This is a genomic window from Streptacidiphilus sp. BW17, assembly GCF_041262485.1.
In the GTDB taxonomy this organism is placed as follows: Bacteria; Actinomycetota; Actinomycetes; order Streptomycetales; family Streptomycetaceae; genus Streptacidiphilus.
The window spans coordinates 119480-143587 of the sequence record NZ_JBGCCR010000019.1; the positions used below are offsets into that span (position 1 = coordinate 119480).

The 24108-nt window shown below is 70.5% G+C and carries 25 protein-coding genes and 1 riboswitch; of the genes, 9 read left to right on the forward strand and 16 right to left on the reverse strand.

The annotated features are described in order from the left end of the window. Positions 1–290: 290 nt before the first annotated feature. From ABH940_RS23055 to thrC, 3 genes are all read right to left on the reverse strand, one after another. The gene (locus tag ABH940_RS23055; protein ID WP_370061779.1) at positions 291–494 is read right to left on the reverse strand and encodes a cold-shock protein; all 204 of its coding nucleotides are present in this window, start codon (positions 492–494) and stop codon (positions 291–293) included. Between the two features lie 406 nt (positions 495–900). Then, positions 901–1179 (reverse strand): MoaD/ThiS family protein, encoded by a 279-nt coding sequence (locus tag ABH940_RS23060; protein ID WP_370061781.1) that lies wholly within the window; start codon positions 1177–1179, stop codon positions 901–903. Continuing rightward, the gene (gene thrC, locus ABH940_RS23065) at positions 1176–2450 is read right to left on the reverse strand and encodes a threonine synthase (protein WP_370061783.1); all 1275 of its coding nucleotides are present in this window, start codon (positions 2448–2450) and stop codon (positions 1176–1178) included. Before thrC ends, ABH940_RS23060 begins: the two co-directional genes overlap by 4 nt. A 20-nt stretch (positions 2451–2470) precedes the next feature. Continuing rightward, positions 2471–2619: riboswitch (SAM riboswitch) on the reverse strand. Between the two features lie 229 nt (positions 2620–2848). Here thrC and ABH940_RS23070 point away from each other — a divergent pair. Genes ABH940_RS23070 through otsB form a run of 3 tightly spaced genes read left to right on the forward strand, consistent with a single transcriptional unit; the run spans position 2849 to position 6234 of the window. Further along, positions 2849–3871: a glucosyl-3-phosphoglycerate synthase gene (locus ABH940_RS23070; protein WP_370061785.1), complete on the forward strand. Its 1023-nt coding sequence runs from the start codon at positions 2849–2851 to the stop codon at positions 3869–3871. Between the two features lies 1 nt (position 3872). After that, the gene (locus ABH940_RS23075; protein ID WP_370061787.1) at positions 3873–5366 is read left to right on the forward strand and encodes a trehalose-6-phosphate synthase; all 1494 of its coding nucleotides are present in this window, start codon (positions 3873–3875) and stop codon (positions 5364–5366) included. 19 nt (positions 5367–5385) lie between these two features. Next, positions 5386–6234 carry a trehalose-phosphatase gene (gene otsB / locus ABH940_RS23080; RefSeq protein WP_370061789.1) on the forward strand — a complete coding sequence of 283 codons (849 nt, stop codon included), beginning with the start codon at positions 5386–5388 and terminating at the stop codon, positions 6232–6234. Between the two features lie 19 nt (positions 6235–6253). Here the strand turns inward: otsB and ABH940_RS23085 are convergent, their stop codons facing one another. Further along, the gene (locus ABH940_RS23085) at positions 6254–6484 is read right to left on the reverse strand and encodes a DUF3263 domain-containing protein (RefSeq protein WP_370061791.1); all 231 of its coding nucleotides are present in this window, start codon (positions 6482–6484) and stop codon (positions 6254–6256) included. 160 nt (positions 6485–6644) lie between these two features. On the opposite strand from ABH940_RS23085, the gene ABH940_RS23090 reads away from it, so the two are divergent. Next, entirely contained in the window at positions 6645–6989 is a 345-nt protein-coding gene (locus ABH940_RS23090) for a cupin domain-containing protein (protein WP_370061793.1), read from the forward strand. 74 nt (positions 6990–7063) lie between these two features. Here ABH940_RS23090 and ABH940_RS23095 read toward each other — a convergent pair whose 3' ends face one another. The 3 genes from ABH940_RS23095 to ABH940_RS23105 all read right to left on the reverse strand — a co-directional run bounded on the left by ABH940_RS23095 (position 7064) and on the right by ABH940_RS23105 (position 10353). Then, positions 7064–7948: a carbohydrate ABC transporter permease gene (locus ABH940_RS23095; protein ID WP_370106081.1), complete on the reverse strand. Its 885-nt coding sequence runs from the start codon at positions 7946–7948 to the stop codon at positions 7064–7066. A 1-nt stretch (position 7949) separates the two neighbouring features. Beyond that, complete coding sequence (locus ABH940_RS23100; protein WP_370106082.1) at positions 7950–8924, reverse strand: carbohydrate ABC transporter permease; 975 nt, start codon at positions 8922–8924, stop codon at positions 7950–7952. Positions 8925–9087: 163 nt separating this feature from the next. Then, the gene (locus tag ABH940_RS23105) at positions 9088–10353 is read right to left on the reverse strand and encodes an extracellular solute-binding protein (protein ID WP_370061799.1); all 1266 of its coding nucleotides are present in this window, start codon (positions 10351–10353) and stop codon (positions 9088–9090) included. A 487-nt stretch (positions 10354–10840) separates the two neighbouring features. Between ABH940_RS23105 and ABH940_RS23110 the strand changes: the two genes are divergently transcribed. Continuing rightward, positions 10841–11770: an ROK family protein gene (locus tag ABH940_RS23110; protein ID WP_370106084.1), complete on the forward strand. Its 930-nt coding sequence runs from the start codon at positions 10841–10843 to the stop codon at positions 11768–11770. Next, positions 11767–12960, forward strand: coding sequence for an N-acetylglucosamine-6-phosphate deacetylase (nagA, locus tag ABH940_RS23115; protein WP_370061803.1), 1194 nt, complete (start codon positions 11767–11769; stop codon positions 12958–12960). The genes ABH940_RS23110 and nagA overlap by 4 nt, the downstream gene beginning before the upstream one ends. Positions 12961–13035: 75 nt before the next feature. Here the strand turns inward: nagA and ABH940_RS23120 are convergent, their stop codons facing one another. Both ABH940_RS23120 and ABH940_RS23125 read right to left on the reverse strand, forming a co-directional pair. Continuing rightward, complete coding sequence (locus ABH940_RS23120; protein WP_370061805.1) at positions 13036–13980, reverse strand: CBM35 domain-containing protein; 945 nt, start codon at positions 13978–13980, stop codon at positions 13036–13038. Between the two features lie 276 nt (positions 13981–14256). Continuing rightward, positions 14257–16128, reverse strand: a complete 1872-nt coding sequence (locus ABH940_RS23125) for a diguanylate cyclase domain-containing protein (protein WP_370061807.1) — start codon at positions 16126–16128, stop codon at positions 14257–14259. A gap of 334 nt (positions 16129–16462) precedes the next feature. On the opposite strand from ABH940_RS23125, the gene ABH940_RS23130 reads away from it, so the two are divergent. Then, positions 16463–16987: a flavin reductase family protein gene (locus tag ABH940_RS23130; RefSeq protein ID WP_370061809.1), complete on the forward strand. Its 525-nt coding sequence runs from the start codon at positions 16463–16465 to the stop codon at positions 16985–16987. A 52-nt stretch (positions 16988–17039) separates the two neighbouring features. Here ABH940_RS23130 and arfB read toward each other — a convergent pair whose 3' ends face one another. Continuing rightward, positions 17040–17480, reverse strand: a complete 441-nt coding sequence (gene arfB / locus ABH940_RS23135) for an alternative ribosome rescue aminoacyl-tRNA hydrolase ArfB (RefSeq protein WP_370106085.1) — start codon at positions 17478–17480, stop codon at positions 17040–17042. A gap of 92 nt (positions 17481–17572) precedes the next feature. Here arfB and ABH940_RS23140 point away from each other — a divergent pair, with 92 nt between their 5' ends. Continuing rightward, complete coding sequence (locus ABH940_RS23140; protein WP_370106086.1) at positions 17573–18058, forward strand: hypothetical protein; 486 nt, start codon at positions 17573–17575, stop codon at positions 18056–18058. A 14-nt stretch (positions 18059–18072) separates the two neighbouring features. Here ABH940_RS23140 and ABH940_RS23145 read toward each other — a convergent pair whose 3' ends face one another. The 6 genes from ABH940_RS23145 to ABH940_RS23170 form a co-directional block, all read right to left on the reverse strand. Continuing rightward, positions 18073–18669: a GNAT family N-acetyltransferase gene (locus ABH940_RS23145; RefSeq protein ID WP_370106087.1), complete on the reverse strand. Its 597-nt coding sequence runs from the start codon at positions 18667–18669 to the stop codon at positions 18073–18075. A 35-nt stretch (positions 18670–18704) separates the two neighbouring features. After that, positions 18705–19250 carry a DinB family protein gene (locus ABH940_RS23150; protein WP_370061817.1) on the reverse strand — a complete coding sequence of 182 codons (546 nt, stop codon included), beginning with the start codon at positions 19248–19250 and terminating at the stop codon, positions 18705–18707. Positions 19251–19357: 107 nt separating this feature from the next. Further along, positions 19358–20116 (reverse strand): hypothetical protein, encoded by a 759-nt coding sequence (locus tag ABH940_RS23155; protein WP_370061819.1) that lies wholly within the window; start codon positions 20114–20116, stop codon positions 19358–19360. 16 nt (positions 20117–20132) lie between these two features. Next, the gene (locus ABH940_RS23160) at positions 20133–21551 is read right to left on the reverse strand and encodes a family 2B encapsulin nanocompartment shell protein (protein WP_370061821.1); all 1419 of its coding nucleotides are present in this window, start codon (positions 21549–21551) and stop codon (positions 20133–20135) included. A 167-nt stretch (positions 21552–21718) separates the two neighbouring features. Then, positions 21719–22525, reverse strand: a complete 807-nt coding sequence (locus ABH940_RS23165; protein WP_370061823.1) for an alpha/beta hydrolase — start codon at positions 22523–22525, stop codon at positions 21719–21721. A gap of 68 nt (positions 22526–22593) precedes the next feature. Then, complete coding sequence (locus tag ABH940_RS23170; protein ID WP_370061825.1) at positions 22594–23031, reverse strand: Lrp/AsnC family transcriptional regulator; 438 nt, start codon at positions 23029–23031, stop codon at positions 22594–22596. 154 nt (positions 23032–23185) lie between these two features. Between ABH940_RS23170 and ABH940_RS23175 the strand changes: the two genes are divergently transcribed. Next, positions 23186–23998 (forward strand): tryptophan 2,3-dioxygenase, encoded by an 813-nt coding sequence (locus tag ABH940_RS23175; protein WP_370106088.1) that lies wholly within the window; start codon positions 23186–23188, stop codon positions 23996–23998. Positions 23999–24108: the final 110 nt, after the last annotated feature.

Consider the following 24108-nt stretch of genomic DNA (forward strand, 5'->3'; position numbering starts at 1 on the left):
CGGACGGCTCCGGCCTTCGGCGGTTCCGTCCCGCCTCGCCCGGGGCCTCACCGACCCGGCCCGTTGTCACTCTCTACCTCAGAGTGCTAACGCCAATGATTAGCACTCGACCCCTCCGAGTGCAAGCAGCCGGGGGGCTGCGGACACGGCCGCGGACACGTCGAAGGGCCCCTGTCCCATGGCGGGACAGGGGCCCTTCGGAAGACCTGCGTGGATGCATCGTTTCGTCTGGAACGAGCTCTGCGGGTCCTGATCAGTCAGCGATCGCTGCCGATGTCAGCAGGTGGCGGTCAGACGAGAACCTTGACCATGTCGGCCTGCGGGCCCTTCTGGCCCTGCGAGATCTCGAACTCCACCCGCTGGCCCTCTTCGAGCGACCGGTACCCGTCCATCTGGATCGCGCTGTAGTGGACGAACACGTCCGCACCACCGTCGACCGCGATGAAGCCGTATCCCTTCTCCGCGTTGAACCACTTGACGGTGCCCTGAGCCATTCCGAACTCCCCTATTACTGGCCCTTTCACGGTCCGCACACCGCGAACCGGGCCGGGTCCGAGACGCTGCGGGCTGCAGGCGCCGGGCTCGACCGACGCTGAATGTATCCACTCCGATGCCCTGAGCGACAGAGCATTCGACCGAGAATTCTGGGACCGCATTAAGAGACATAACGCGCAATGTCCGGCAAAGGGGAGCAATTCGGGCCGGACATACCAGGGCGCTTCCGACATATCGCCGGACGATAAAGAATCGGTCAACCGTCTCGCAGGACGGGACAAGCGCGGTACAGGAGCACTCTACTCCTCTTAAACCGCTGGAAATGACAGAGCCGGAGCCACCCCGGTGCGAGGTGCTCCGACTCGTCGGTACGACTGAGGCGATCCCGTCGGATCCCGTCGGCTCTCAGCAGCCGCCGGCGACCGCGGGGATGATCGAGACGCCCGCGCCGTCCGGCGTGGCCGTCTCCAGGCCCTCGGCGAAGCGCACGTCGTCCTCGTTGACGTAGACGTTGACGAAGCGGCGCAGCTTGCCGCTGTCGTCCAGGAGGCGGGCGGAGATGCCCGTGTGGTTGGCCTCCAGATCCTTGATCACCTCGGCCAGGGTGGAGCCCTCGACCGTCACCTCGGCCTTGCCGTCGGTGTAGGTGCGCAGGATGGTGGGGATGCGGACGGTGACGCTCATGCGAGGCCTGCCTCTCGGAACGAGTCAAGGGTGGGGCGGATGACGGCGGTCGGGCGGGCGGCGTCCGCCACGGCCTCCAGGGTCTTCAGGCCGTCGCCGGTGTTGAGCACGACGGTCTCGGCGGCCGGGTCCAGCAGACCGTTCTCGATCAGCTTGCGCAGCACGCCGACGGTGACGCCACCCGCCGTCTCGGCGAAGATGCCCTCGGTGCGGGCCAGCAGCCGGATCGCGTCGACCACCTGCTCGTCGTTGACGTCCTCCACCGCACCACCGGTGCGGCGGACGATGTCGAGCACGTAGATGCCGTCGGCCGGGTTGCCGATGGCCAGCGACTTGGCGATGGTGTCCGGCTTCTGCGGGCGGACCACGTCGTGCCCGGCCTTGAAGGCCGCGGAGACCGGGGAGCAGCCCTCGGCCTGGGCGCCGAAGATCTTGTAGGGCTTGTCCTCGACCAGGCCGAGGGCGATCAGCTCCTTGAGGCCCTTGTCGATCTTCGTCAGCTGCGAACCGGACGCGATCGGGATGACCAGCTGGTCCGGGATCCGCCAGCCGAGCTGCTCGCAGATCTCGTAGGCCAGCGTCTTGGAGCCCTCGCCGTAGTACGGACGCAGGTTGACGTTGACGAAGCCCCAGCCCTCGCCGATCGGGTCGCCGATCAGCTCGGAGCAGAAGCGGTTCACATCGTCGTAGTTGCCGTTGATGCCGACGACGTCGCCGCCGTAGATCGCGGCCATGACGACCTTGCCCGCCTCCAGGTCGTGCGGGATGAAGACACAGGCACGCAGACCGGTGCGGGCGGCGGCGGCCGTCACGGCGCCGGCCAGGTTGCCGGTGGAGGAGCAGGAGAGCGTGGTGAAGCCGAAGGTGCGGGCGGCCTCGACGGCGATGGCCACGACCCGGTCCTTGAAGGAGTGGGTCGGGTTGCCGGAGTCGTCCTTGACGTACAGGGAGCCGGTGACGCCGAGCTCACGGGCCAGGTTGTTCGCCTTGACCAGCTTGGTCAGGCCCGGGTTCAGGCTCGGGCGCTCCGCGACGTCCGGGGAGACCGGCAGCAGCGGGGCGTAGCGCCAGATGTTGTTCGGGCCGTTCTCGATCTGCTTGCGCAGGCCCTCCGGGTCCCCGGCGGGAAGCTCGTAGGCGACCTCGAGCGGGCCGAAACACTCGGCGCAGGCGAAGTCGGGGGCGAGGGGGGTTCGTGCGCCGCACTCGCGACAGGAAAGGGCGACGGCGGGGCCGAAGGCGTCGGCGGCGATACTGCTGGAAAGGGCCATGATGGCGAGAACCTCTTCTCTCCTCATCTTCCCCGGGGCGCGTCTCGCCACGGGACGGAATTGGCACCTTCCCGACCGGGGGGCCGCAGCGCGCGTGGGCTGCGGGCAACCTGGCAGGGGGGTTGCCGGGACTTCAACGGGCCGTTCCCTCAGTCCCTCTGGATGAGCGCTATGGCGTCGCACGTCCGAGCGCGGCGCATTTGTCCGGAGGCGGACCCCAATGTGCGGTCGGCTCGCCTCGTCCTCAAGACTGTAACCGAAGGCCCACCCAGCGCTCAGTGCCGTCCGAGACGCGAGACGACCGCGGCGCCCGGAGCGGGCGGCGAAGAGTTCGGGAGAGCCTTGCGGTAACGAGTGTCCTCAGGAGTGCCCGAGGAGCGTCGAGGAGAGGGAGTCCCGTGCTGGACCAGGTCGAGGAATGGCTGCGCCGCCGTTCGTGGAGCGCGGCCGACCGGCCCCTGCCCGACCTGCTGGCCGCCAAGCGGCACAGCGGGGCGACGGTCAGCGTGGTGCTGCCCGCGCTCGACGAGGAGGAGACCGTCGGCGAGATCGTCACCGCGATCCGCCGGGACCTGGTCGAGGCGGTGCCGCTGGTCGACGAGCTGGTCGTGGTCGACTCCGGCTCGGTCGACCGGACCGCGCACGAGGCCGAGGCCGCGGGGGCGCGGGTGATCCATCGCGACGACATCCTGCCCCGGCTGCCCGCGGGCCCGGGCAAGGGCGAGGTGCTGTGGCGGTCGCTGCTGGTCACCGAGGGCGACATCGTCTGCTTCGTCGACTCGGACCTGCGCGCCTTCGACTCCACCTTCGTCTCCGGGATCATCGGCCCGCTGCTGACCGATCCGGAGGTCTCGCTGGTCAAGGCGATGTACGACCGGCCCTTCGACACCGAGGCCGGCTCCATACCCGCGGGCGGCGGCCGGGTCACCGAGCTCGTCGCCCGCCCGCTGCTCAACCTGCACTGGCCGCTGCTGGCCGGCTTCGTCCAGCCGCTCGGCGGCGAGTACGCGGCACGCCGCTCGCTGCTGGAGCAGCTCCCCTTCCCGACCGGCTACGGCGTCGAACTGGGCCTGCTCGTCGACGCGTTGGAGCTGGTCGGGCTGGACGCGCTGGGCCAGGTCGACGTCGGCGTGCGGCACCACCGGCACCAGGACGCGCAGGCCCTCGGCCGGATGGCGGCGACGATCTACCGCACGGCGCTGGACCGGCTCAAGGCGCCGGAGGAGCTGGTCGCGCCGTCCGGCTCGGACACCCCGCAGCTGGTCCAGTTCACCCGGACGCCGAACGGGTTCACGCCGAGCAGCACCGAGGTGACGCTGGTGGAAAGGCCCCCGGTCGCGAGCGTGCCGGAGTACCGCGAGCGCGCTGCGGCAGGCCGGTCCGCAGGTTTGCCCGCACCCGTCCTAGGCAAGGGTGACTGACATGGCTCCAACGACTACCCCCGGTTCCGGCTCCGCACATGGCTCCGCAGGCTCCGCCCCTCGACGCACCGCACCGATCGTCCTGGCCTCGAACCGCGGCCCGGTCTCGTTCTCGGTCGAGGACGACGGGACGCTGACCCCGCGCAGAGGCGGCGGCGGGCTGGTCTCCGGCCTGTCCGCGATCGGCACCGAGCAGGAGAGCGTCTGGGTCTGCGCGGCGCTGTCGGAGGGCGACCGGGCGGCAGCCCGGCAGGGCCTGACCGACCCCGACGTGCACATGCTGGACATAGACCCCGGCACCTTCACCCGGGCGTACAACGGCATCGCCAACTCGACCCTCTGGTTCGTCCACCACCTCCTCTACGACACGCCGACCAAGCCCGTCTTCGGCGCGAGCTTCCGCCGCGAGTGGGCCTCCTACGAGGCGTACAACCGCGCCTTTGCTGACGCGCTGGCGGCCTGCGCGGAGCCCGGTGCGGCGGTACTGGTCCAGGACTACCACCTGTCACTGACACCGCGGCTGCTGCGCGAGCTCCGTCCCGACGTGCGGATCGGCCACTTCTCGCACACGCCCTGGGCTCCGCCGGACTACTACCGGCTGCTGCCGGACGACGTCGGCGCCGACGTGCTGCGCGGCATCCTGGGCGCGGACCGGGCAGGCTTTCTGACGGAGCGTTGGGCGCGGTCCTTCGCGGCCTGCTGCGAGGCGGTGCTGGGCGCGGAGGTGGCGGATCTCCCGGCGGACTCCGACGGGCTGCTGGCCGTCACCCACGAGGGCCGGACCACCGTCCTCGGCGTGCACCCGCTGGGCGCGGACGCGGGCTTCCTCCGCGAGCGCGCCCACCGCTCCGACGTGGACGCCCGCTTGGCCACGCTGCGCGAGCAGGTCGGCGACCGTCGGACCGTCGTCCGGGTGGACCGCACCGAGCTGAGCAAGAACATCGTCCGCGGCCTGCTCGCCTACCAGCACCTGCTGCGCACCCGGCCGGAGTGGATCGACCGGGTCGTCCACATCGCCTTCGCCTACCCCTCCCGCCACGACCTGCCGGAGTACCGCGAGTACACGGCGGCGGTGCTGCGGACCGCGCAGGAGATCAACGACGAGTTCGGCACGCCGAGTTGGCAGCCGGTGATCCTGCACGTCAACGACGACTTCCCGCGTTCGCTGGCCGCCTACCGGCTGGCGGACGTCGCGTTGGTCAACCCGATCAGGGACGGCATGAACCTGGTCGCCAAGGAGATCCCGGTCGTCTCGGACCGGGGCGTGGCGCTGGTGCTCTCCCGCGAGGCCGGAGCCTTCGCGGAGCTGGGCGAGGACGCGATCACGGTCAACCCGTACGACGTCATCGCCACGGCGGACGCGCTCGCCGCGGCGCTGGTGATGCCGGAGGAGGAACGCGCCTCCCGCAGCAAGCGCCTGGCCGAGGCCGGCACGGCACTGCCGCCCACGGAATGGTTTCTGCAGCAGCTGCACGCCCTGACGGGCGGTCGTTAGCACCGTTATGGTCGTAGCCATGGGCATTCCCGAGCCGAGCACCCCCGCCGGAGCAGCCGGGCTCGCCGCGCTGCTCGCCACGCCCCGTCGCGCCGTCGTCGCCCTCGACTTCGACGGGACGTTGGCGCCGATCGTCGCCGATCCCGACCAGGCGCGCGCGCACCCGGACGCCGTCCCCGCGCTGACGCGCCTCGCACCGCTGGTCGACGCGATCGTGGTGGTCACCGGCAGACCGGCGGGCGTCGCCGTCCGGCACGGCGGCTTCGCCGGGGTCACCGGGCTGGAGAACCTGACCGTGCTCGGCCACTACGGCGCGGAGCGCTGGGACGCGCGGTCCGGCGAGGTGCACGCCCCCGCGGTACACCCGGGCATCGCGGCCGTCCGCGCCGAACTGCCCGGTTTCCTGGACTCCGAGGGCGCCTGGCAGGGCATCTGGATCGAGGACAAGGGCCGCGCCGTCGCCGTCCACACCCGCCGTGCCGACGACCCGGAGGCGGCCTTCGCGGCGCTCGACGCACCGCTGCGCGGCCTGGCGGCCCGGCACGGGCTGGTGGTCGAGCCGGGCCGGATGGTGCTGGAGCTGCGTCCACCGGGCGTGGACAAGGGCGTCGCGCTGACCGACTTCCTCACCGAGCGACGGGCCGGATCCGTCCTCTACGCGGGCGACGACCTGGGCGACATCGCGGCGTTCGACGCCGTGGAGAAGCTGCGTGCCGGCGGCCTGCCCGGCGTCCTCGCCTACAGCGCACCGACGACGGGCGAACCGCCGCTGGCGGCGATCGCGGACCGGGCGGACTTGGTCGTGCCGGGCCCGGCGGGCGTTACCGCCCTGCTCGCCGCCCTGGCGGACACGCTTGCCGAGCAGTAACGACTCGAGTCGTAAGGGCTCAGCGACGCTGCCGCTTCTGCTCCCGGATCCGGCGCAGGCGGTTGACCAGCACCGGGTCGAAGGCGAGTGCGGCCTCGCGGTCCAGCAGTGAGTTGAGCAGTTGGGTGTAGCGGGTGGGTGAGTACCCGAGCTCCTCGCGGATCGCGGCGTCCTTGGCGCCGCGGCTCCGCCAGGCGCGCGCCTCGAAGCGCAGCAGTGCCCGATCGTGCTCGTCCAGCTCGTCGCCCACTGCCTGCCACCCTCCCCACCGCGTCTCTGTCGTGCCGCAGCCCAGCCTTGTCCCGGCCGTCCGCCGGGTCGGGACGACCATACGACTTGTCATTCTGCCGGTTACCTCTGACGCAGGTTGCTCCTCCCCCGGGCCACCCACGCGGGCTACGGTCGGCGGCATGACCAGTTTCGCCGTGCACATCGCCGACACCGAGCTTGAGCCGGACCCGCTCGACCCCAGCCAGATCGTCTCCGGCACCCCGGAGGTGTCCGGCAAGGTGCTGTGGGAGTCCGAGGACGGCAGGCAGCTCCGCGGCATCTGGCAGATCACCCCGGGCGTCGTCACCGACACCGAGGCCAACGAGCTCTTCGTGGTCGTCTCCGGCCGCGCCACCATCGCGGTCACGGGCGGCCCGACCTTCGACGTCGGCCCGGGCGACGCCTGCGTCCTGCGCGAGGGCGACGAGACCACCTGGACCGTGCACGAGACGCTGCGCAAGGCGTACCACATCACCCTGCCGTAGCTGACACTCCGTCAGGAGACGGGAGAGGGGGCGGCCGCGCACCACGCGCGACCGCCCCCTCTGCGTTGTTACGGCTACTTCACCGCGCCCGCCGTCAGGCCGGAGGCGACCTTGCCCTCGATCAGGGCGAACAGGATGATCACCGGGATGGTGGCGATCACCGAACCGGCGAAGAGGTGCTGCCAGTCCACGTTGTACTCGCCGACGAAGTTGGAGATCTTGACGGTCAGCGTGCGCGGGCCGCTCTGGGTGGTCAGGGTGAGCGCGACGATGAACTCGTTCCATGCCGCGATGAAGGTGAAGATCAGCGCCGTGACGATGCCGGGCGCGGCCAGCGGCATGATGACGCGGAACATCGCGCCGATCCGGCTGCAGCCGTCGACGATCGCGGCCTCCTCGATCTCCTTGGGGATCGCGCTGAAGTAGGCGTTCAGGATCCACACCGCGAAGGCCATGTTGAAGCCCGCGTTGACCAGGATCAGCGACCAGATCGAGTCGATCATGTTGAACTGGACGAACTGCTGGTAGATGCCGACGATCATCGCGGTCGGCTGGAACATCTGCGTGATCAGCACCAGCAGCAGGAAGATCCACTTGCCGCGGAAGTTGCGCCGGGCGGTGTAGTACGCGGCCGGGATCGCGACCAGCAGCACCAGCACCGTCGCCCCGCCCGCGATCTCCAGGCTGGTGGCGAGGCTGCTGCCGAGGCCGGTGGACCAGATGTTGAGGAAGCTGGCCAGCGTCGGATGGGACGGCAGTAGGTTGCGGTCGTGGAGTTCGCTGCCCGGACGGACCGCGGTGACGACCATCTCGATGTAGGGCAGCAGGAAGAAGAGCCCGATCAGGTACGCGCCGCCGGCCAGGCAGACGGTGCGCAGCTTCGGCAACCGGCGCGGGGTGCCGGACTTGTTCGCCCTGCGCGCCGCGGAGGCCGGGGCGGGGGCGGTAACGGTCGTCATGTCAGTCCTCCGCGGAGTTCCACTTGGACGCCCGCAGGAAGAGCAGGACGATCACGATGATGAAGCCGAAGTTGACCACCGACATCGCCGCTGCCTCGCCGATGCTGGTCTGCTGGGTGTTGAACATGAACAACGTGGAGGTGGAGGTCTCGTTGCCGGGGCCGCCGCCCGTCATCTCGTAGATGATCGGGAAGGAGTTGAAGACGTTCATGATGTTGATCAGCGCGGCCACCAGCAGCGCCGGACGCAGCAGCGGCAGCGTGATCGACCAGTAGGTGCGCACCACCCCCGCGCCGTCGAGGCGGGCTGCCTCGTAGACGTCGTCCGGGATCGCCTGCAGGCCCGCCAGCAGCGCGTAGGTGGTGAACGGCACCGAGACGAAGACCGCGACGAAGATCTCCCAGCTGAACCCCGCGGTCTGACTGGCAAGCCAGTTGACGCTGTTGTAGTTCTTCATGAAGCCCAGGTCGTGCAGCAGCACCAGGATGGTGCCGTTGCTCGGGTTGAGCATCCACTTGAAGACGATGGAGGTCATCACCACCGAGGCGGCCCACGGCGCGATCAGCGCCCAGCGGGCGACCCGGCGGCCCGGGAACTCCTTGTTGAACATCTGGGCGACACCCAGCGAGATCAGGACGGTCAGCGCGACCACCGTGACGACCCAGATACCGGTGCGGATCAGCACGCCGGGCAGGTCCTGCTCGGCGAAGAGCCGGGAGAAGTTCGACCAGTCCGCACTGCCCTGGTCGAAGCCCATGGAGTCGTACTTCTGACGTGAGGTCAGGAACATCGAGACCACCGGCCAGATCACCACGAAGAGGATCAGCGCGGTGGCCGGGGCGATCCACGGCAGGGGCGCCAGCGCCCGCAGCACGCGGCGGCCCGCGCCACGCCTGGGGCCGGAGGGCCGGGGGCGGTCATCGCTCCCGGGTGCCGACTCCAGCAGGCCGGCCTGGGCCTGGGTCGATTGCGTCATGGTCTGCTCCATGGCATACGCGCCGACGGGCCGGTCGGTGGGGTGCACCCACCGACCGGCCGCCGACAGTGCGGACTACCGGATTTCGGGACTTCCGGGGCTTACAGGCTTACGGGGCTTGCAGGGTTAAGGCGGGCTTGCCGACTTACGGGGCCTGCCGGGCTTACTGGTTGCTGGTCGCGAAGGTCTGCAGGCCGTTCAGGACCGAGGCCGCGTTGTCGGAGGCGGCGGTGCCCAGGGTCTGCTTGAGCTTGGCCAGCACCGTGTTCCAGTTGGTGTTGGACGGGTAGACCACCGAGTTCGGGACGTTCTTGAGGAAGCCCGCCGCGACCGGGTCCTCGCCGGACAGTGTCGCGGACGCCGAGGTGGTGGCCGGGAGCAGGTCGTACTCCTTGTCGAAGGAGATCTGGTTGGCGTCCGAGTAGACGAAGTCCAGGAACTCCTTGATCTGCGCGGCGTGCCCGCCCTGCTTGAACGCGACGACGTCGTCGTGCACGCCCAGGGTCTGCGTCAGCGGGGCGGTCTTGCCGGGCATCGGGACCACGCCGTAGTCGGACGTGGTCAGCTTGCCGGTCTTGACGATGTCCGGGAGCATCGCGCCGGAGCCGCCGACCATGCCGACCTGGCCGGCCGAGAAGGCGTCCCACATCTGCTGGCGGTTGGTGCTCGCCGGGCCGGGCTCGGTGTCGCCAGCCTTGACCAGCTGGTTCAGGAACTGGAAGGTCTGGATGTTGGCCGCGGAGTTGATGTCGTACTTGCCGGAGGAGTCGACGTAGCCGCCGCCGTTGCCCAGCATCCACAGGTAGGACTCGCCCTGGGCCTCCTCGGTGCCCAGCGGCAGGCCGTAGCCGATGTCGCCGCCGCCCAGGGCCTTGATCTTGGCGGCGTCGTTCTGGATGTCGGCCCAGGTCTGCGGCGGGGCGGCGATCTTCGCGGCGGCGAAGAGCTTCTTGTTGTAGAAGAGGCCGCGGGCGCTGGTGGTGAACGGGGCGCCGTAGGCGACGCCGTCGGTGCCGTCCTCCTGCTTGGCGAAGACCGGGATCAGGTTGCTGATCGTGCTGGAGGACATCACGTCGCTCAGCGGGTAGAGCAGGCCGTCGGCCGCGAACTGCTGCGGCGCGTCTCCCTCGAGGATGTCCGGGTACTGCTTGTCCTGGATCATCGTGGCCACCTGGGCCCAGTTGGTCCACGCGATGGTCTGCACATGGACGGTGATGTCCGGGTGAGACTTGTGAAAGGCAGCCGCGAGGTTCTGCCAGTACGACTGGGTGCTGTTGGAGGTGCCGGCGGTGCCGTAGTCGGCGGCGAGCAGGTTGATGGTGGTCGAGCCACCGGAAGAACCCGAGCCGCCCGAGGAGGAGCTGCATGCCGACAGCGCCATGACCCCGGCGACACCGATTGCTGAGAGGGCGAGCAAACGACGCTTCAAGAAAACCTACCGCCTTCGCAGATGCGGACCCGGTCCCTGCCGGGGTCGATTGTCAGTCCAGGTCCGGCAGTTGGGAGGCCGGCGGAGGTGGGGGGCACCGCCGGCCAGCCCGGGCTGGGCTGCCGCCGTCCCGGTGTGACGGCCAGTCTGGTCACGAGCCGCGCAAGAGGTCTACACCATTTACCGAAAAGCTGGGGTTCGTTGCACCCTGCGCAACGGCAATTCGGAGCATCACCACGCAAAGCCACCGATTTGCCGGGGATGGAGGGCCACAATCGACTGGACCACTTGGTCTAGACCATAGGCTCGGGCGGAGTTTCCGGGGATTGCCACCGACGGATCCACACCGACCACGTGACCGCCGGGCGGTAGAAGCGGCCCAATCAGGCTCATTCTTCGTAAAAGCCTCGGTACATTGGCCATGGACCAGACCAATCTGCAAACTGGACTAGACCTCTGTGTGGTCCAGGAGGGAGACTGTCGCGTCGTGAAGCACGTCATCGCTCTCGATGTCGGCGGGACCGGCATGAAGGCCGCGCTGGTCGCCCCCGACGGCACCCTGCTCCATGAGGCGCGCCGCCCCACCGGACGCGAGCACGGCACACCCGCCGTCGTGTCCGCGATCCTCGACTTCGCCGCCGAACTGCGCGACGAGGGCAGGCGGCGGTTCGGCGAGACCGCCGCCGCGGCCGGCGTCGTGGTGCCCGGCACCATCGACGAGGCGGAGGGGGTCGCCGTCTTCTCCGCCAACCTCGGCTGGCGCGACCTACCGATGCGCAAGCTGCTCGGCGAGCGGCTCGGCATCCCCATCGCGCTCGGGCACGACGTCCGCACCGGAGCCCTGGCCGAGGGACGGCTCGGCGCCGGGCGCGGCGTCTCCCGCTTCTTCTTCATCGCGCTCGGCACCGGCATCGCAGGTGGCATCGGCATCGACGGCCGGATCGAGTCCGGGGCCCACGGCAACGGCGGCGAGATCGGCCATGTCGTGGTCCGGCCCGGCGGGCTCGCCTGCGCCTGCGGCGCACACGGCTGCCTGGAGACGGTCGCCTCGGCCGGGGCGGTCTCCCGCGCCTGGGCCGCGGCATCCGGCAACCCCGGTGCCACGGCCGCCGACTGCGCCACCTCGGTCGCGGCGGGCGACCCGCGCGCCGTCACCGTCTGGACCGACGCGCTGTCCGCGCTCGCCGACGGCATCGTGATGGCGCACAGCCTGCTCGACACCGGGACCGTCATCATCGGCGGCGGCCTCGCCGAGGCCGGTGACACCCTGTTCGCACCACTCCGCGTCGCGGTCACCGAACGCCTCTCGTTCCAGGTGCCGCCCGCGCTCGTACCGGCGATGCTCAAAGACACCGCCGCTTGCCTGGGCGCAGGACTCCTCGCCTGGGATCTGCTCTCACTGGAGGTGACCGCGTGACCGACGCGGAGCGCACTGTGCTGGCCGGGGCCAGGCTCGTCCTGCCCACCGGCGTCGTCGAGAACGGGAAGATCGCCGTGGAGAACGGGCGGATCACCGAGATCGCGGCTCCGGTCACTCCCCCGGACGGCACAGCTCCCGCCCTCGACCTCACCGGTCTCACCGTGGTCCCGGGCTTCGTCGACATGCACGTCCACGGCGGCGGCGGCGCCTCCTACCACTCCGGTACCGCCGAACAGATCATCAAGGCCGCGCACACCCACCTCGCCCACGGCACCACCACGACCGTGGCCTCGACCGTCACCGGCGAGATCGACGACCTGTGCCGCCAGGCCGGGCTGCTGAGCGAGCTGGTCGAGGACGGCGTGCTGGCCGGGATCCACTTCGAGGGCCCGTTCATCTCGACCAACCGCTGCGGCGCGCACGACCCCGATCTGCTGCGCGACCCCGACCCGGCGGTGGTCCGCAAGCTGCTCGACGCCTCCCGGGGCGCGGCGAGGATGATGACGCTGGCGCCCGAGCTGGGCGGCGGCATCGAGTCGATCCGACTGCTCGCCGAGCGCGGCGTCATCGCCGCCATCGGCCACACCGACGCCAGCTACGACGCCACCCTGGCGGGCGTCGAGGCGGGCGCCACGGTGGCCACGCACCTGTTCAACGCCATGCCCGCGCTGGGCCATCGCACGCCCGGCCCGATCGTGGCGCTGCTGGAGGACGAGCGGGTCACCGTCGAGCTGATCGGCGACGGCGTCCACCTGCACCCCTCCATCGTCGACCTCGCCTTCCGCGGCGCGGGGGCGGAGCGGGTGGCGCTGGTCACCGACGCGATGGACGCGGCCGGGTTCGGCGACGGCGACTACATGCTCGGCCCGCTGGCCGTGAAGGTCCGCGAGGGCGTGGCCCGGCTCGCCGAGGGCGGCTCGATCGCGGGTTCGACGCTGACCCTGGACGTGGCGCTCAAGCGCGCGGTGACGGTCAACGGCCTGCCGCTCGAAACGGTCAGCCGGATGCTCTCGCTCAACCCGGCACGGCAGTTGGGGCTGGACGACCGGATCGGCTCGCTGGAGGTCGGCAAGCGCGCGGACCTGGTGGTGCTGGACGAGCAGTACGAGGTGGTCGCGGTCATGCGCGACGGTGCCTGGGCAGTGGGCGCGGAGAAGCTCACCGCCCGTGTTCCGGTGGCACGCTGACGGACCGCCAAACACGTCTCGGCCCGCACCCCTTGGGGCGCGGGCCGAGACACGTTCGCTGTCACTGCGTCAGCTTCAGCTCCAGGGGCTGGTGTTGCCGGGGGTGATGGCCACCTGGTCGATGTCGACGACCGGCTGACCGTTCTCGCCCTGGAGGGTGATGGTGACCTGACCGGCCGGCAGCTGCGGCGTGGAGTAGGTGCGGTACCAGGCCTGGGTCGGGTCGCTGCTGCGGCTCCAGTTGCTGAACTGGCCGTCACGCGACTTCTGGCCGTTGACCAGTATCGCCACCTTGGCGTCCGGACCCGGGTTGTTGTAGCGGGTCCAGATGTAGTAGCTACCCGCCGAGGGGATGTTGACGGTCCAGGTGATGGTCTGGCCCGAACCGCTCAGCGGCACCGACGCGCCACCCGCTGCCTTGGCTCCGGCCGGGGTGGTGACGGGCGCGGTGCCGGCCAGCTTCATGGTGGCGGCGTCCGCCGGGCCGAGGTTCGACGAGACCGACGGCGAGGACGAGGCGGAGGCGCTGCTGCTGCCCGCCGTGGTCGTCGGCGAGTTGCTGCTGCCGGAGCCCGCGTTGGTGTTGCCGCCGTTGCTGCTGAACACCGCGAACCCGATGCCGATGACGACGGCCACCACGACCGCGACCGCACCCAGCATCACGCCGCGGCTGCTGCCGCCGCCCGCACCGCGGGAACCGGCCCGGCCGCCGCCTGCCGGCGGCCCGCCGGGAGCCGAGCCCTGCTGCGGGACGCCGCCCTGGTAGCCGCCGTAGGCCTGGGTCTGCTGGGCGCCGTAGCCGCCCTGCTGCCCGTAGGACGACTGCTGCCCGTATCCGGACTGGCCGTACTGGGTGCGACCGCCGACCTGGGTGGCCTGCTGGTACGAGGTGCGGGGCACGCCGGGCATCGGCTGCGTGGGCGCGGGGCCCTCCGCGCCACCGTCGGCGTCACCCTCCGCCCGGTACAGGTACGCGAACGGGTCGTCGTCCTCGGGCACGCCGTTGTTCTCGGCTGTCATCGAGTTCTTCTCCCGAGTCGTGATACGTGGATGTTCCGTGATGTTCGGCTTCGCGCCCGGAGTACCGCACCGAAGGCACGCGTATCCACCGCACACTACCCCGACTGGGTGACGCGACGGAAAGAGCGACGTGGCCGGAACGGTGGACGTCACCCCGCCGTCGCCCGGTTCCGCAGAACCGCCACCTGCGGTGGAACAGGCGGTGGAAACAACAGCGGAACAACGGTCGGACGGCAGTGGGACGGCGGCGGGGCAGCTGGGAAACAGCCGCCGTGATCAGCCCGCGCGGCGGTGGGAGCGGCCTCCGCCACCCGCCCGCGCGCGCTTCTCCAGGTACATCAGTTCGTCGGCTGTGTGCAGTACCTCGTCGATGCTCATCCCGCAACCGGCCCAGCCGACGCCGATGCTCACGCCGACACGCAGGGTGCGGTTCTCCCACCGTATGGGCGGGGTCACCGCGACCCGGAGCCGGTCGGCCAGGTCCTTGGCGCGCTCGCGGTCCAGACCGTCGGCGAGGACGACGAACTCGTCACCGCCGAGCCGGGCCACCGTGTCGCCCTCGCGGACGGCGGCCTGCAGCCGTCGGGCCACCTCGATCAGGGTGGCGTCGCCCGCGTTGTGGCCGTGGCGGTCGTTGATCCCCTTGAAGCCGTTCAGGTCGCAGAACAGCACGGCGAGACCGCGGCCGTTGCGCCCGTCCGGCTCGGCGCCGCCCTCGTCCGGCGGGACGGCGTGGACGTGGTCGTACCCGCCGCCGTCGAAGCCGCCCGCGTCAGCGGCCGCGGGGTGGCCGTGGGCGTGGCCGTCGCCCTCCTCCTCGGCGAGCAGGTCGGCGAGCGCCGGACGCCTGGGACGACCCGCGTACTCCTGGGCGTCGGTGCACGGACCGTCGACGCGGGGGCCGTCACCCTGGGGGTCCGGACCGCCCAGGTCACCCCGAGGATCCAGGCCGCCCATGTCGCTCCGGGGGTCCAGGCCGCCCATACCGCCGTCGTACCCGCCGAAGCTGCCGAGCCCGCCGGGACTGTGGGCGGCGGGCTCGAGACTGTCGTGCGGATGGTCGCAGAGGCGCATCTGCAGCCGGGCCCGGAGCTCGGCGGCGTTGGGCAGGCCGGTGAGCGCGTCGTGGCTGGCCCGGTGGGCCAGGGCCAGCTCGTGGCGCTTGCGGTCCTCGATGTCCTCGACGTGCGTGAGCAGGTACATCGCGCCCTCGACCGGGTCGGAGACGACGGAGTTGCGCAGGTTGACCCAGAACCAGCCGCCGTCGCGCCGGGCCAGCCGCACCTCGGCGCGGCCGTTCTCGGTGGCGATGCCGCGCAGCTTGACCGAGTCGTCCGGGTGGACCAGGTCGCCGAAGGACTGCCGGTGCAAGGAGGAGCGGGAGCGGCCCAGCAGTCGACACAGGGCGTCGTTGACGCGGGTGAGCTGTCCGCGGGTCTGGCCGTGCAGCTCGGTGATGGCCATGCCGCTGGGCGCGTACTCGAAGGCCTGGCGGTAGCTCTCCTCGCTGGCGAGCAGCACCTGCTGCTCGCGCTCCAGCCGGATCAGCGCCCGCTGCATCTCCGCGCGCAGCCGCGCGTTGCCGATGGCGATGCCGGCCTGCTGGGCGAACATCTCCAACGCCTCGCGCGTCCACGGGCCGGGCCGGCGGCCGTTGCGGGGGCGGTCGACGGAGAGCACGCCGAGCAACTCGCCGCCGTAGCTGTACATCGGGGCGAAGAGCATGTCGTCCGGATGCCACGCGCCCTCGACGAGGTGACCCTGACCGCCGCCCCAGACGGGGATGTCCGGCGGGCGCGCCCACATCCGGTCGGCAGGGACGAAGACCAGACTGCCCCAGCGGTCGCCGGCGTTGAGCAGCCGGTTCCAGGAGTCACGCGTGCCGACCTGCCCGAGCATGCTGTTGATGCCCTCGTCGGCCTCACCCTCGGTGCCGACCTCCCACACGGCGGCGACGACCAGATCGCCGTCGGGCCGGACCATGTTCACGGCGGCGCTGTCGAAGCCCAGACCCATCACGGCGCCCTCGACCACGGCCTGGAGGGTGCCGGCGAGGCTGCGGGCGGCGTTGAGGTCGGCGATGATGCGATGGAGCGTGCGCAGGGTCGCCAACCGGACATACGGCTCCGGCTGCGGCTCGGCGTCCATCGCCCACCTCCCTCCGATGGTCCGACTGGCAGACAAACTGAATCACATAGAGCACACTGTTCGACACTCTGGGTCAGCAATTCATTCCCACTTGTGAGCCAAGTCACAGGCCTCGCACGTGTGAACGTCGAAAGTCTGTACCAGGCGCGAATCGACCCTCCGTCAGTCCTTGCTCAGTCCCTCCGTCGATCCTCCCGTCGATCCTCCCGCCCGTCCGACCGCAACGTGAGCAATCAGACGCCCGTCCTACGCCCAAGGTCCGATGCGAGGCGGGGCCGAGCGAAGATAGCGTGCTTGTGTGTACGACGCCGCAGCAACTGCCACCCCAGCCCCCGTGACCCCTCTGGACGGCCCCGAGGCCACTCCTGAGGAGTTCCGCGCCGCCCTCGGCCAGCTCGCCTCCGGTGTGGTCCTGGTCACCGCCCACGACGCGGAGGACGGCCCACGCGGCGAGGACGTGGGGATGACGGCCACGGCGTTCCTCTCGGTCTCCCTCGACCCGCCCCTGGTCCTGATCTCCGTCCGCGAGGACTCCCGGATGGAGGACGTCCTCTCCCGGGTCGAGACCTGGGCGGTCTCCGTCCTCGCCGCCGACCAGCGGACGACCGCCGCGCGCTTCGCGATGAAGGGTCGCGTCAGCGACCGCCTCCTCTTCGCGGACCTCCCGCACCACCGCGGCGGGCAGTCGGGCTCCCCCCTGGTCGACGGCGCGCTGGCGACGGTCGAGTGCAGGACGGTGGACCGGATATCCGCGGGCGACCACGTGCTGTTCATCGGCCACGTCCTCGAAGCGAAGGTCGGCGCGCCGACGGGGGGCCCGTTGACGTACTTCCGCGGCCAGTACCGCCACTTGGGCTGAAACCTTCTCCCCCTCTGTTCAGAACCGGCCTGTTCAGAACCGGCGCCGCGCCCTAGAAGTCCCGGTCGCGGAGGGATCCGCGTCCGCGCTTGAGTGCGGCGGTGCGCCGCTTGGTCTCCAGGCGGCGTTCGACCATGCCGCGGGAGGGCTTCGTCACGCGGCGGGCGCGCGGGGGCGGGGCGACCGCCTCCGTGAGCAGCGCGGACATGCGCACGGCCGCCGCCTCCCGATTGCGCCACTGCGACCGGTGCTCGGACGCCCTGACCACCAGCGCACCGTCGACCAGCCGACCGGCCAGCCGCTCCAGCGCGCGCTCGCGCCACACCTGCGGCAGCGCCGCGCTCGCCTCCAGCGCATACCTCAGCTCGACCTGGCTGTCACTGGTGTTGACGTGCTGGCCGCCGGGGCCGGAGGAGCGGGAGAACCGCCACTGCAGCTCGGCGTCGGGTACGACGACACCCCTGACGCGTACGGCCACAGGATTCGCAGACATGTGCCCATGATCCTGCCGACCACCCACCCCCGCGAACCCTTTTCACCGGCACCGCGTGAATCGTGTTCGGTCGACGCTGCCAGAATCGTGGGGTGATCGAGCTCGGCTACTCCCTCTCCAACCGTTTCCCCGACCCGCCGCAGACGGACTACGCGACCGCGCCCGTCCGTGCCCTGCGGCACGACCTCTTCTGCGGGGACGTGTTCATCGAGGGCGAGGGCGGACGGGACCTCTCCACCCGGTGGGGGTGGGTGCCGGTGCTGGACTTCGCCTGGGCGCTGTGCGACATCGTCGAGCAACTGGACGAGGTACTGCCGGGCTTCCGCACGCCGCGTGCCGAGCTGGACTTCACCGAGTCGTCTGACCGCCTCCGGTTCTCCCGGCGCGGCGACTGGGTCGAACTCCGCGCCGACTGGGTCCGCGACGAGCGCCCGCTGCTGGTGGACCACGGCGTGCTGCGCCGCGAGGCACGGGACTTCCTGCAGGACATCGTCGCGGACCTGACGGACCTGCACGACGACCTGCAGCACAACCTCACCGTCTGGGAGATCCGCAGCCGCTTCCCGCGGATTCCCTGAAGCGGGGAGCGGGCTCACGCCCGCGTACTGCGACCCATCACCACCAGACCGGGCACCGGGCGGGCCAACTCGGTGAAGCCGAGCCGGTCGTAGAACGCACGGGCGGGCGCGTTGGCCGCCCCCATCGCCAGGTGGACCGCGTCGACGTCGCGCTCGCGCAGCGCGGCGAGGTAGCTGTCCATCAGCCGTCGGCCGAACCCGAGACCCTGCGCCCGCGGCAGCAGGTCGATGTGCAGATGCGCTGGGTAGGCGTCGGCGACCGGACCCAGCATCAGCTCCGGGCACCGCAGTTCACTGCCGCGTCCGCCGTTGTCGTCGGGGTGGCGGTCGACCACCTGCGGCAGCCACACGTCGCGGTAGCGGGCGACGAAGCGGCGGGTGTGGGCCGTACCGAGGATGTAGCCCAGTGCCCGGTCGCCGTCCTGCTGGTCCGCGACGACGAAGGCGAGCTCGGGCTCCAACGCGAGATACGGGCCGACGAAGATGTCCGGAAGGATCCGCGGGTCCGGGTGCAACGAGCTGGCGTCCGCCCCGTTGTCGCCGGTGCGGACGCAGATCTCGTACAGGTCCTCCCAGTCGTCCGGCCGGTACGGACGGATGCTCAGCTCCATTCCGTCAGGCTAGGGCCTTTCCTGAGGATCAGGGCCTAGTCGTTGGGGCGGAGCTGCTCGGGGCTGAGGAGTTGGAAGGCGGTGGCTCCGTCAGTCGCCTCGCGCAGGAAGTCGGCGTGGCCGGCGTGACGGGCGGTCTCCTCGATCAGGTGGAGCAGGATCCACCGGGCCGAGCGTTCCGCGTTCTTGGGGAACCACGGGCGGTCCGGCAGCGGGACGGTGACGTCGAGATCGGAGAGCGCGCCGACGACCTCGGCGGTCTCGGCGGCGACCTCGTCCCAGAACTTCAGGACGTCCCCGATCTCCTCGCCCTCGACCAGGCGGAAGGACTCGCCCCAGTTGCTCTCGTCGCGCGGGCGCAGCGAATCGCGCCCGGCCAGGATCACCCGGGTCCAGTTGCTCTCCACCTCCGCCAGGTGCTTCACCATCCCGCCCAGGGTCAGCTCGCTCACGGTGGGCCGAGCGGTGAGCTGCTCGCGACTCAGCCCGCCGACGGCCCGGCGCACCGCCGCGCGCTGGGCCTCGACGTAGCTGAGCAGCGCGTCGCGCTCGTTCTTCTCTTCGATCACAACAGTCGGCATGGGGACCACCTTTCAGAACACCAATGCTTCGCTCTCGGTGGTCCCCACGCTAGAGGGGAACTAGGACAGTCTCTGTCCTCCTTCCGCAGGCATGCTCAGTGCCCTTCTCAGCGCGGCGGGGGTAGTCGTTCCAGAAACACCTGGAACGCGGTCGGGTCGACGTGCGTCACGCCGGTGAACGGGTAGTCCATCTCCTTGATGAGCAGGAGCGACACCACCACCAGTGCGGTGAGGGTGAGCACCATCAGCCCGTGGGCGAGGGTGTTGGAGAGCCCGAACAGATAGGTGAACCCGACCGTCAGCAGCCCTCCGGCGAGGAGCGCCACCCACATGATCGTCGGCACCGAGTCCCCCACCTCGTTGAGCCGCGCACGGCGCTCCGAGGCGAGGTCCTCGACGTGGGTCACGGCGTGCTCGTAGAGCACCTGCTCCCGGGGCGTTGCGGGATTGAAGCTGAAGACCTCCGAACGCATCTCGTAGACCAGGTCCGTGGCCCGTGAGCTGCTCTCGTGCTTGGCCATCAGCGGCCACTCGGTGTCCTGGACGGTGTGCGCGTACTCCAGCGTGTTCTGCTCCAACTGCGCGCCCAGCGGCAGCGGAAGCTCGCGGGAGATCCAGTAGACGCCGGCCAGGGCGTCGGCCTCCTTGAAGGTGGTCTGCTTGGCGGAGTCCAGGTTCTGCCAGACAGCGATGACGACGAAGGCCAGCAGCACCGCGTACATCACGCCCACGGCGGCGAAGATGAACCCCGCCACGTCGTTGTGGCTCTCCCGCAGCCGGTGCGGGACGAAGTGCTGCAGCAGCCACAGCAGCACGGCCGAGGCCGCCAACGTGGCCGTGAGTATGAGGATGTCGCTCCAGCTCACGCTCGATCGCCGTCCCTCAGCCCCGAGGCCGGGCGACCTCGACGTTCTCCAGCACCCCGAGCGCGTCCGGGACGAGCACGGCGCAGGAGTAGTAGGTGCTGACCAGGTACTGGATCACCGCCCGCTCGTTGATGCCCATGAACCGGACGGACAAGCCGGGTTCGTACTCGTCCGGCAGCCCCGTCTGGTGCAGGCCGACCACTCCCTGGTCGTCCTCACCGGTACGCATGACCAGGATCGAGCTGGTGTGCCCGTCGTTGACCGGGATCTTGTTGCACGGGAAGATCGGCACCCCGCGCCAGGCCGGGATCCGGTTCCCGTCCACGTCGACGGCCTCCGGGTAGAGCCCGCGCCGGTTGCACTCCCGCCCGAACGCGGCGATGGCACGCGGGTGGGCCAGGAAGAACCTGTTGCCGCGACGACGCGAGAGCAGCTCGTCCATGTCGTCCGGGGTGGGCGGGCCGCCGTGGGTGTGGACGCGCTGGTCGTATTCGGCATTGGCGAGCAGCCCGAACTCCGGGTTGTTGATCATCTCGTGCTCCTGGCGTTCGCGCAGGGCCTCGACGGTCAGCTTGAGCTGCTGCTCGATCTGGTTCATCGGCTGGTTGTAGAGGTCGGCGACCCGCGTGTGCACCTGGAGCTTGGTCTGCGCGACGCTCAACTCGTACTCGCGCGGCGCGAGTTCGTAGTCCACGAAGGTGCCGGGCAGCTCCGGTTCGCCGTCGTGACCGGCGGCCAGCTCGATCGCCGCCTGCCCGTGCTTGTCCTGCGCGGCGGCGCCCGCCGCCTCGAACGCGGCCAGTTGGGCCCGCAGTTCGGGCGACCGGGAGAGCAGGTCGGTGAAGGCCTGACGCGGCAGCGAGAGCAGGGTGCCGCCGGTGGCGGCCTTCGCCGTGTACTCCCACAGCGCGTCGGCACGGAGCAGCGCCTCGTCGCCGAAGTGGTCGCCGTTGGCGAGCACGCCGAGGACGGCGGCGCTGTCGCCGAACTTGCCGGTGCCCACCTTCTGCACCTTGCCGTGGGCGATGACCAGCACGTGGTCCACGACCTCGCCGTACTCGGCGATGACCTCGCCCGGGGCGAAGTCCCGCTGGGTGAAGCGCGAGGCGAGCTCGGTGAGGAGCGCGTCCTCCCCGAAACCGCGGAGCGGCGGCAGCTCCACGAGGCTCGGCGGCACGATCCGGGTCTCCGCGCCGGTCTGCGCGAAGCTGAGCCGGCCCCGGCCGGTCGCATAACTCAGACGGCGGTTGACCCGGTAGGTGCCACCCGACACCTGCACCCAGGGCAGCATCTTGAGCAGCCACCGGGAGGTGATGCCCTGCATCTGCGGCGGTGTCTTGGTGGTGGTGGCGAGGTTCTTCGCGGCGGCGGTACCGAGCGCAGTCGGCTCTGCCGAGGCGTCTGACTGGGCATCAATACCTGCGTCGACGGTCATGCTTGGGGTCCTCCCCTGGAGCCCTGGAGTTGATCGACACCTCCAGGGTGCGGGGCGGGGAGGGGCGGCGGCTATTACCCGAAAGAGCGTGACTGCGCACCATCAGCGGTGGGTATCAGCGCAAGTAGCCGCACGTGAGCGTGGTGCGACGTCCCCTCTGCAGAACGCTACGCCTCCACCGCCGCACGCACGTGTGCCCACGCCGCCGTGCTCGGGTCGATGAGACCGAAGTGCTCCATGTCCGGCAGCTCCACCAGCCGGACCTCCTCGCCTGCCTCGCGCGCCATCCGCGCGTACTCGCGCGACATCGTCACCGGCACCACCTCGTCGTCCACGCCGTGAACGAGCGTCACCGGGACGCCCAGCGGCAGCTGCGCCGCCGGGTCGCAGTCCTCGTAGCGGGAGCCGAGGTCGTCCACCGAGCCGCCCATCATGTCGTGGGCCGCGCCGTTGCCCAGGTGCCACTCGTCCGCGAGGCGGAGCGAGGCGCAGCCCGCCAGCGAGACGACCGCGTCGGGGCGGGACTCCGTCCGCCAGTGCGAGCCCGCCGGGAGCCGGTGACGCGCGGCGGCCCACAGCGCGAGGTGACCGCCGGCGGAATGGCCCACAAGTACCGTGCGGTTGGGGCGGAAGCCCAGCGCGGCCGCCATCATCGGCAGAGCCTCGACGCAGACCGCGATGTCGTCGAAGATCTCCGGCCAGCCCGTCGTCCGCCGGTACTCCGGCACCGCGACGAGGTAGCCCTCGTCCGCCAACGCCCGTGCCAGCAACGCGGTGTGCTGGCGGTCGTAGGCCGGACGCCAGAACCCGCCGTGGAGCAGGACGACCAAGGCCTTCCCGCCGCCGCCCGCGCCGCCGTCCGCGCCCTCGCCGCTCGGCAGCAGGAAGTCGACGACCTGGTCCGCGTGCCCTCCGTAGGCGCGCGACTTGTCGGGCGTCAGCCGCAGCTCACTCAGTGTGTCCTCGTCCAGCACGTCGGTTTCCCCTCCTGGTTCGGACCTGTTCACGTCTTCACATCTCTGCTCTGCGCCGGGGCGCACGCTCACACCGGCTCGACCGGCCGCCAGCGGAGCGGGGTCGACAGGATCATCGTGCTGGACGGCTGCCCGTACTCGGCCAGCCGGTCGATGAGCCCCTCGAACTCCGCCATCGTCGCCACAGCGACCATCAGCACGCAACAGGCCCCACCGGTGACGCGGTGGAGTTGCAGCACTTCCGGCCACTCCGGGACCGCGGGGTCACGCAGCACGCAACGCGGGCCGTAGCACTGGACCTGGACCAGGGCGGTGACCACGCGACCGGCCCGGTCCAGGTCCACCTCTGCGTGGTAGCCGCTCAGCACACCCGTCGACTCCAGCCGCCTGACCCGCTCGGCCACCGCCGGGGCGGACAGGTTCACCCGCCGCGAGAGCTCGTTGTAGGACAGGCGTGCGTCCTCCTGAAGTTCGGCCAGCAGCCGACGGTCCACCGCGTCCAGCACCGCACTCACCTCACGCTTTGCGTTCGGAAACCACTTTCGGGAATCTGCCTTGCCAATGCTAAGCCGAACGGCCCAGTCGTGGTTCGTTGCCCATTCATCGGAGCGCCGCAGCGCAGCAGAATGGCAGTGCCCACCGCGCCGGAAGGACCTCACCATGCCTGCGACGCCACCCGTTGCTGCCACACTCCCCGAACCGACCACACCCAAGGTCGACTTCGGCGAGCCCACCACGCCGTACGCGGCGTACGCCGGGATCGACACGCTGCACAGCCTGCTGCACCCGCTGAGCAAGGAGCCTGCGGAGACCTCGTTCATCGTCGCCACGCAGGTGATGGAACTGCTCTTCGGCCTGATACGGCACGAGTGGACCCGCGCCCAGCACGCGCTGCGCGCCGACGACCTGCCCGAGGCGACCGCCGCGCTGCGGCGCGGCCTGGACGCGCAGGAGGTCCTCGTCCGGTCCTGGGACCTGCTCTCGACGATGACCGGGGTGGAGTTCTCCGCGTTCCGCCCGGTGCTGGGCGAGGCAAGCGGATTCCAGTCGTACATGTACCTGCACCTGGAGTTCCTGCTGGGCAACAAGGACGAGCGCCTGCTGCGCCTCTACGCGGGCAGCCCGCAGGTCCACGCCGACCTGACCCGGTCGCTGAACGAGCCCAGCCTCTACGACGACGCCGTCGCCTACCTGGGCCGACGCGGAGTGGACACCACGGACCCGAAGGCCGCCTGGCTCTCCGTCTACGCCGACCCGACACTGCCGGGCGTCCGCGAGCTGCAGGGCCTCGCCGAGCTGCTGCTCGACGTCGCCGAGCGGGTGACGCGCTGGCGCCAGCGCCACCTCAGCGCGGTGAAGCGCTGCATGGGCGCGAAGCCGGGCACCGGCGGCTCCAGCGGTCTCACCTGGCTGCGCCAGGCCGCCGAGCAGGACGTCTTCCCGGACCTCTGGGCCGTCAGGAACGAGCTGTGAGCGCGCAGCCGAGGTGCGGAGCACGAACGGAGGTCGCGCTGTGAGCGCGCAGCTGAGGTGCAGCGGAGGGTGCTGGCGTCCAGAGCGAGGAACGAGCGCAGGGCGCACGC

Bases quoted from the DNA above. Each gene is read 5' to 3' on its own strand.
- ABH940_RS23145 (WP_370106087.1), bottom strand. From the start codon at position 18,669: ATGGAGCTGAGCATCCGTCCGTACCGGCCGGACGACTGGGAGGACCTG.
- ABH940_RS23075 (WP_370061787.1), top strand. From the start codon at position 3,873: ATGGCTCCAACGACTACCCCCGGTTCCGGCTCCGCACATGGCTCCGCA.
- otsB (WP_370061789.1), top strand. From the start codon at position 5,386: ATGGGCATTCCCGAGCCGAGCACCCCCGCCGGAGCAGCCGGGCTCGCC.
- ABH940_RS23095 (WP_370106081.1), bottom strand. From the start codon at position 7,948: ATGACGACCGTTACCGCCCCCGCCCCGGCCTCCGCGGCGCGCAGGGCG.
- ABH940_RS23160 (WP_370061821.1), bottom strand. From the start codon at position 21,551: ATGACCGTCGACGCAGGTATTGATGCCCAGTCAGACGCCTCGGCAGAG.
- ABH940_RS23055 (WP_370061779.1), bottom strand. From the start codon at position 494: ATGGCTCAGGGCACCGTCAAGTGGTTCAACGCGGAGAAGGGATACGGC.
- ABH940_RS23100 (WP_370106082.1), bottom strand. From the start codon at position 8,924: ATGACGCAATCGACCCAGGCCCAGGCCGGCCTGCTGGAGTCGGCACCC.
- ABH940_RS23175 (WP_370106088.1), top strand. From the start codon at position 23,186: ATGCCTGCGACGCCACCCGTTGCTGCCACACTCCCCGAACCGACCACA.
- ABH940_RS23150 (WP_370061817.1), bottom strand. From the start codon at position 19,250: ATGCCGACTGTTGTGATCGAAGAGAAGAACGAGCGCGACGCGCTGCTC.
- ABH940_RS23090 (WP_370061793.1), top strand. From the start codon at position 6,645: ATGACCAGTTTCGCCGTGCACATCGCCGACACCGAGCTTGAGCCGGAC.
- ABH940_RS23125 (WP_370061807.1), bottom strand. From the start codon at position 16,128: ATGGACGCCGAGCCGCAGCCGGAGCCGTATGTCCGGTTGGCGACCCTG.
- ABH940_RS23120 (WP_370061805.1), bottom strand. From the start codon at position 13,980: ATGACAGCCGAGAACAACGGCGTGCCCGAGGACGACGACCCGTTCGCG.
- arfB (WP_370106085.1), bottom strand. From the start codon at position 17,480: ATGTCTGCGAATCCTGTGGCCGTACGCGTCAGGGGTGTCGTCGTACCC.
- thrC (WP_370061783.1), bottom strand. From the start codon at position 2,450: ATGGCCCTTTCCAGCAGTATCGCCGCCGACGCCTTCGGCCCCGCCGTC.
- ABH940_RS23060 (WP_370061781.1), bottom strand. From the start codon at position 1,179: ATGAGCGTCACCGTCCGCATCCCCACCATCCTGCGCACCTACACCGAC.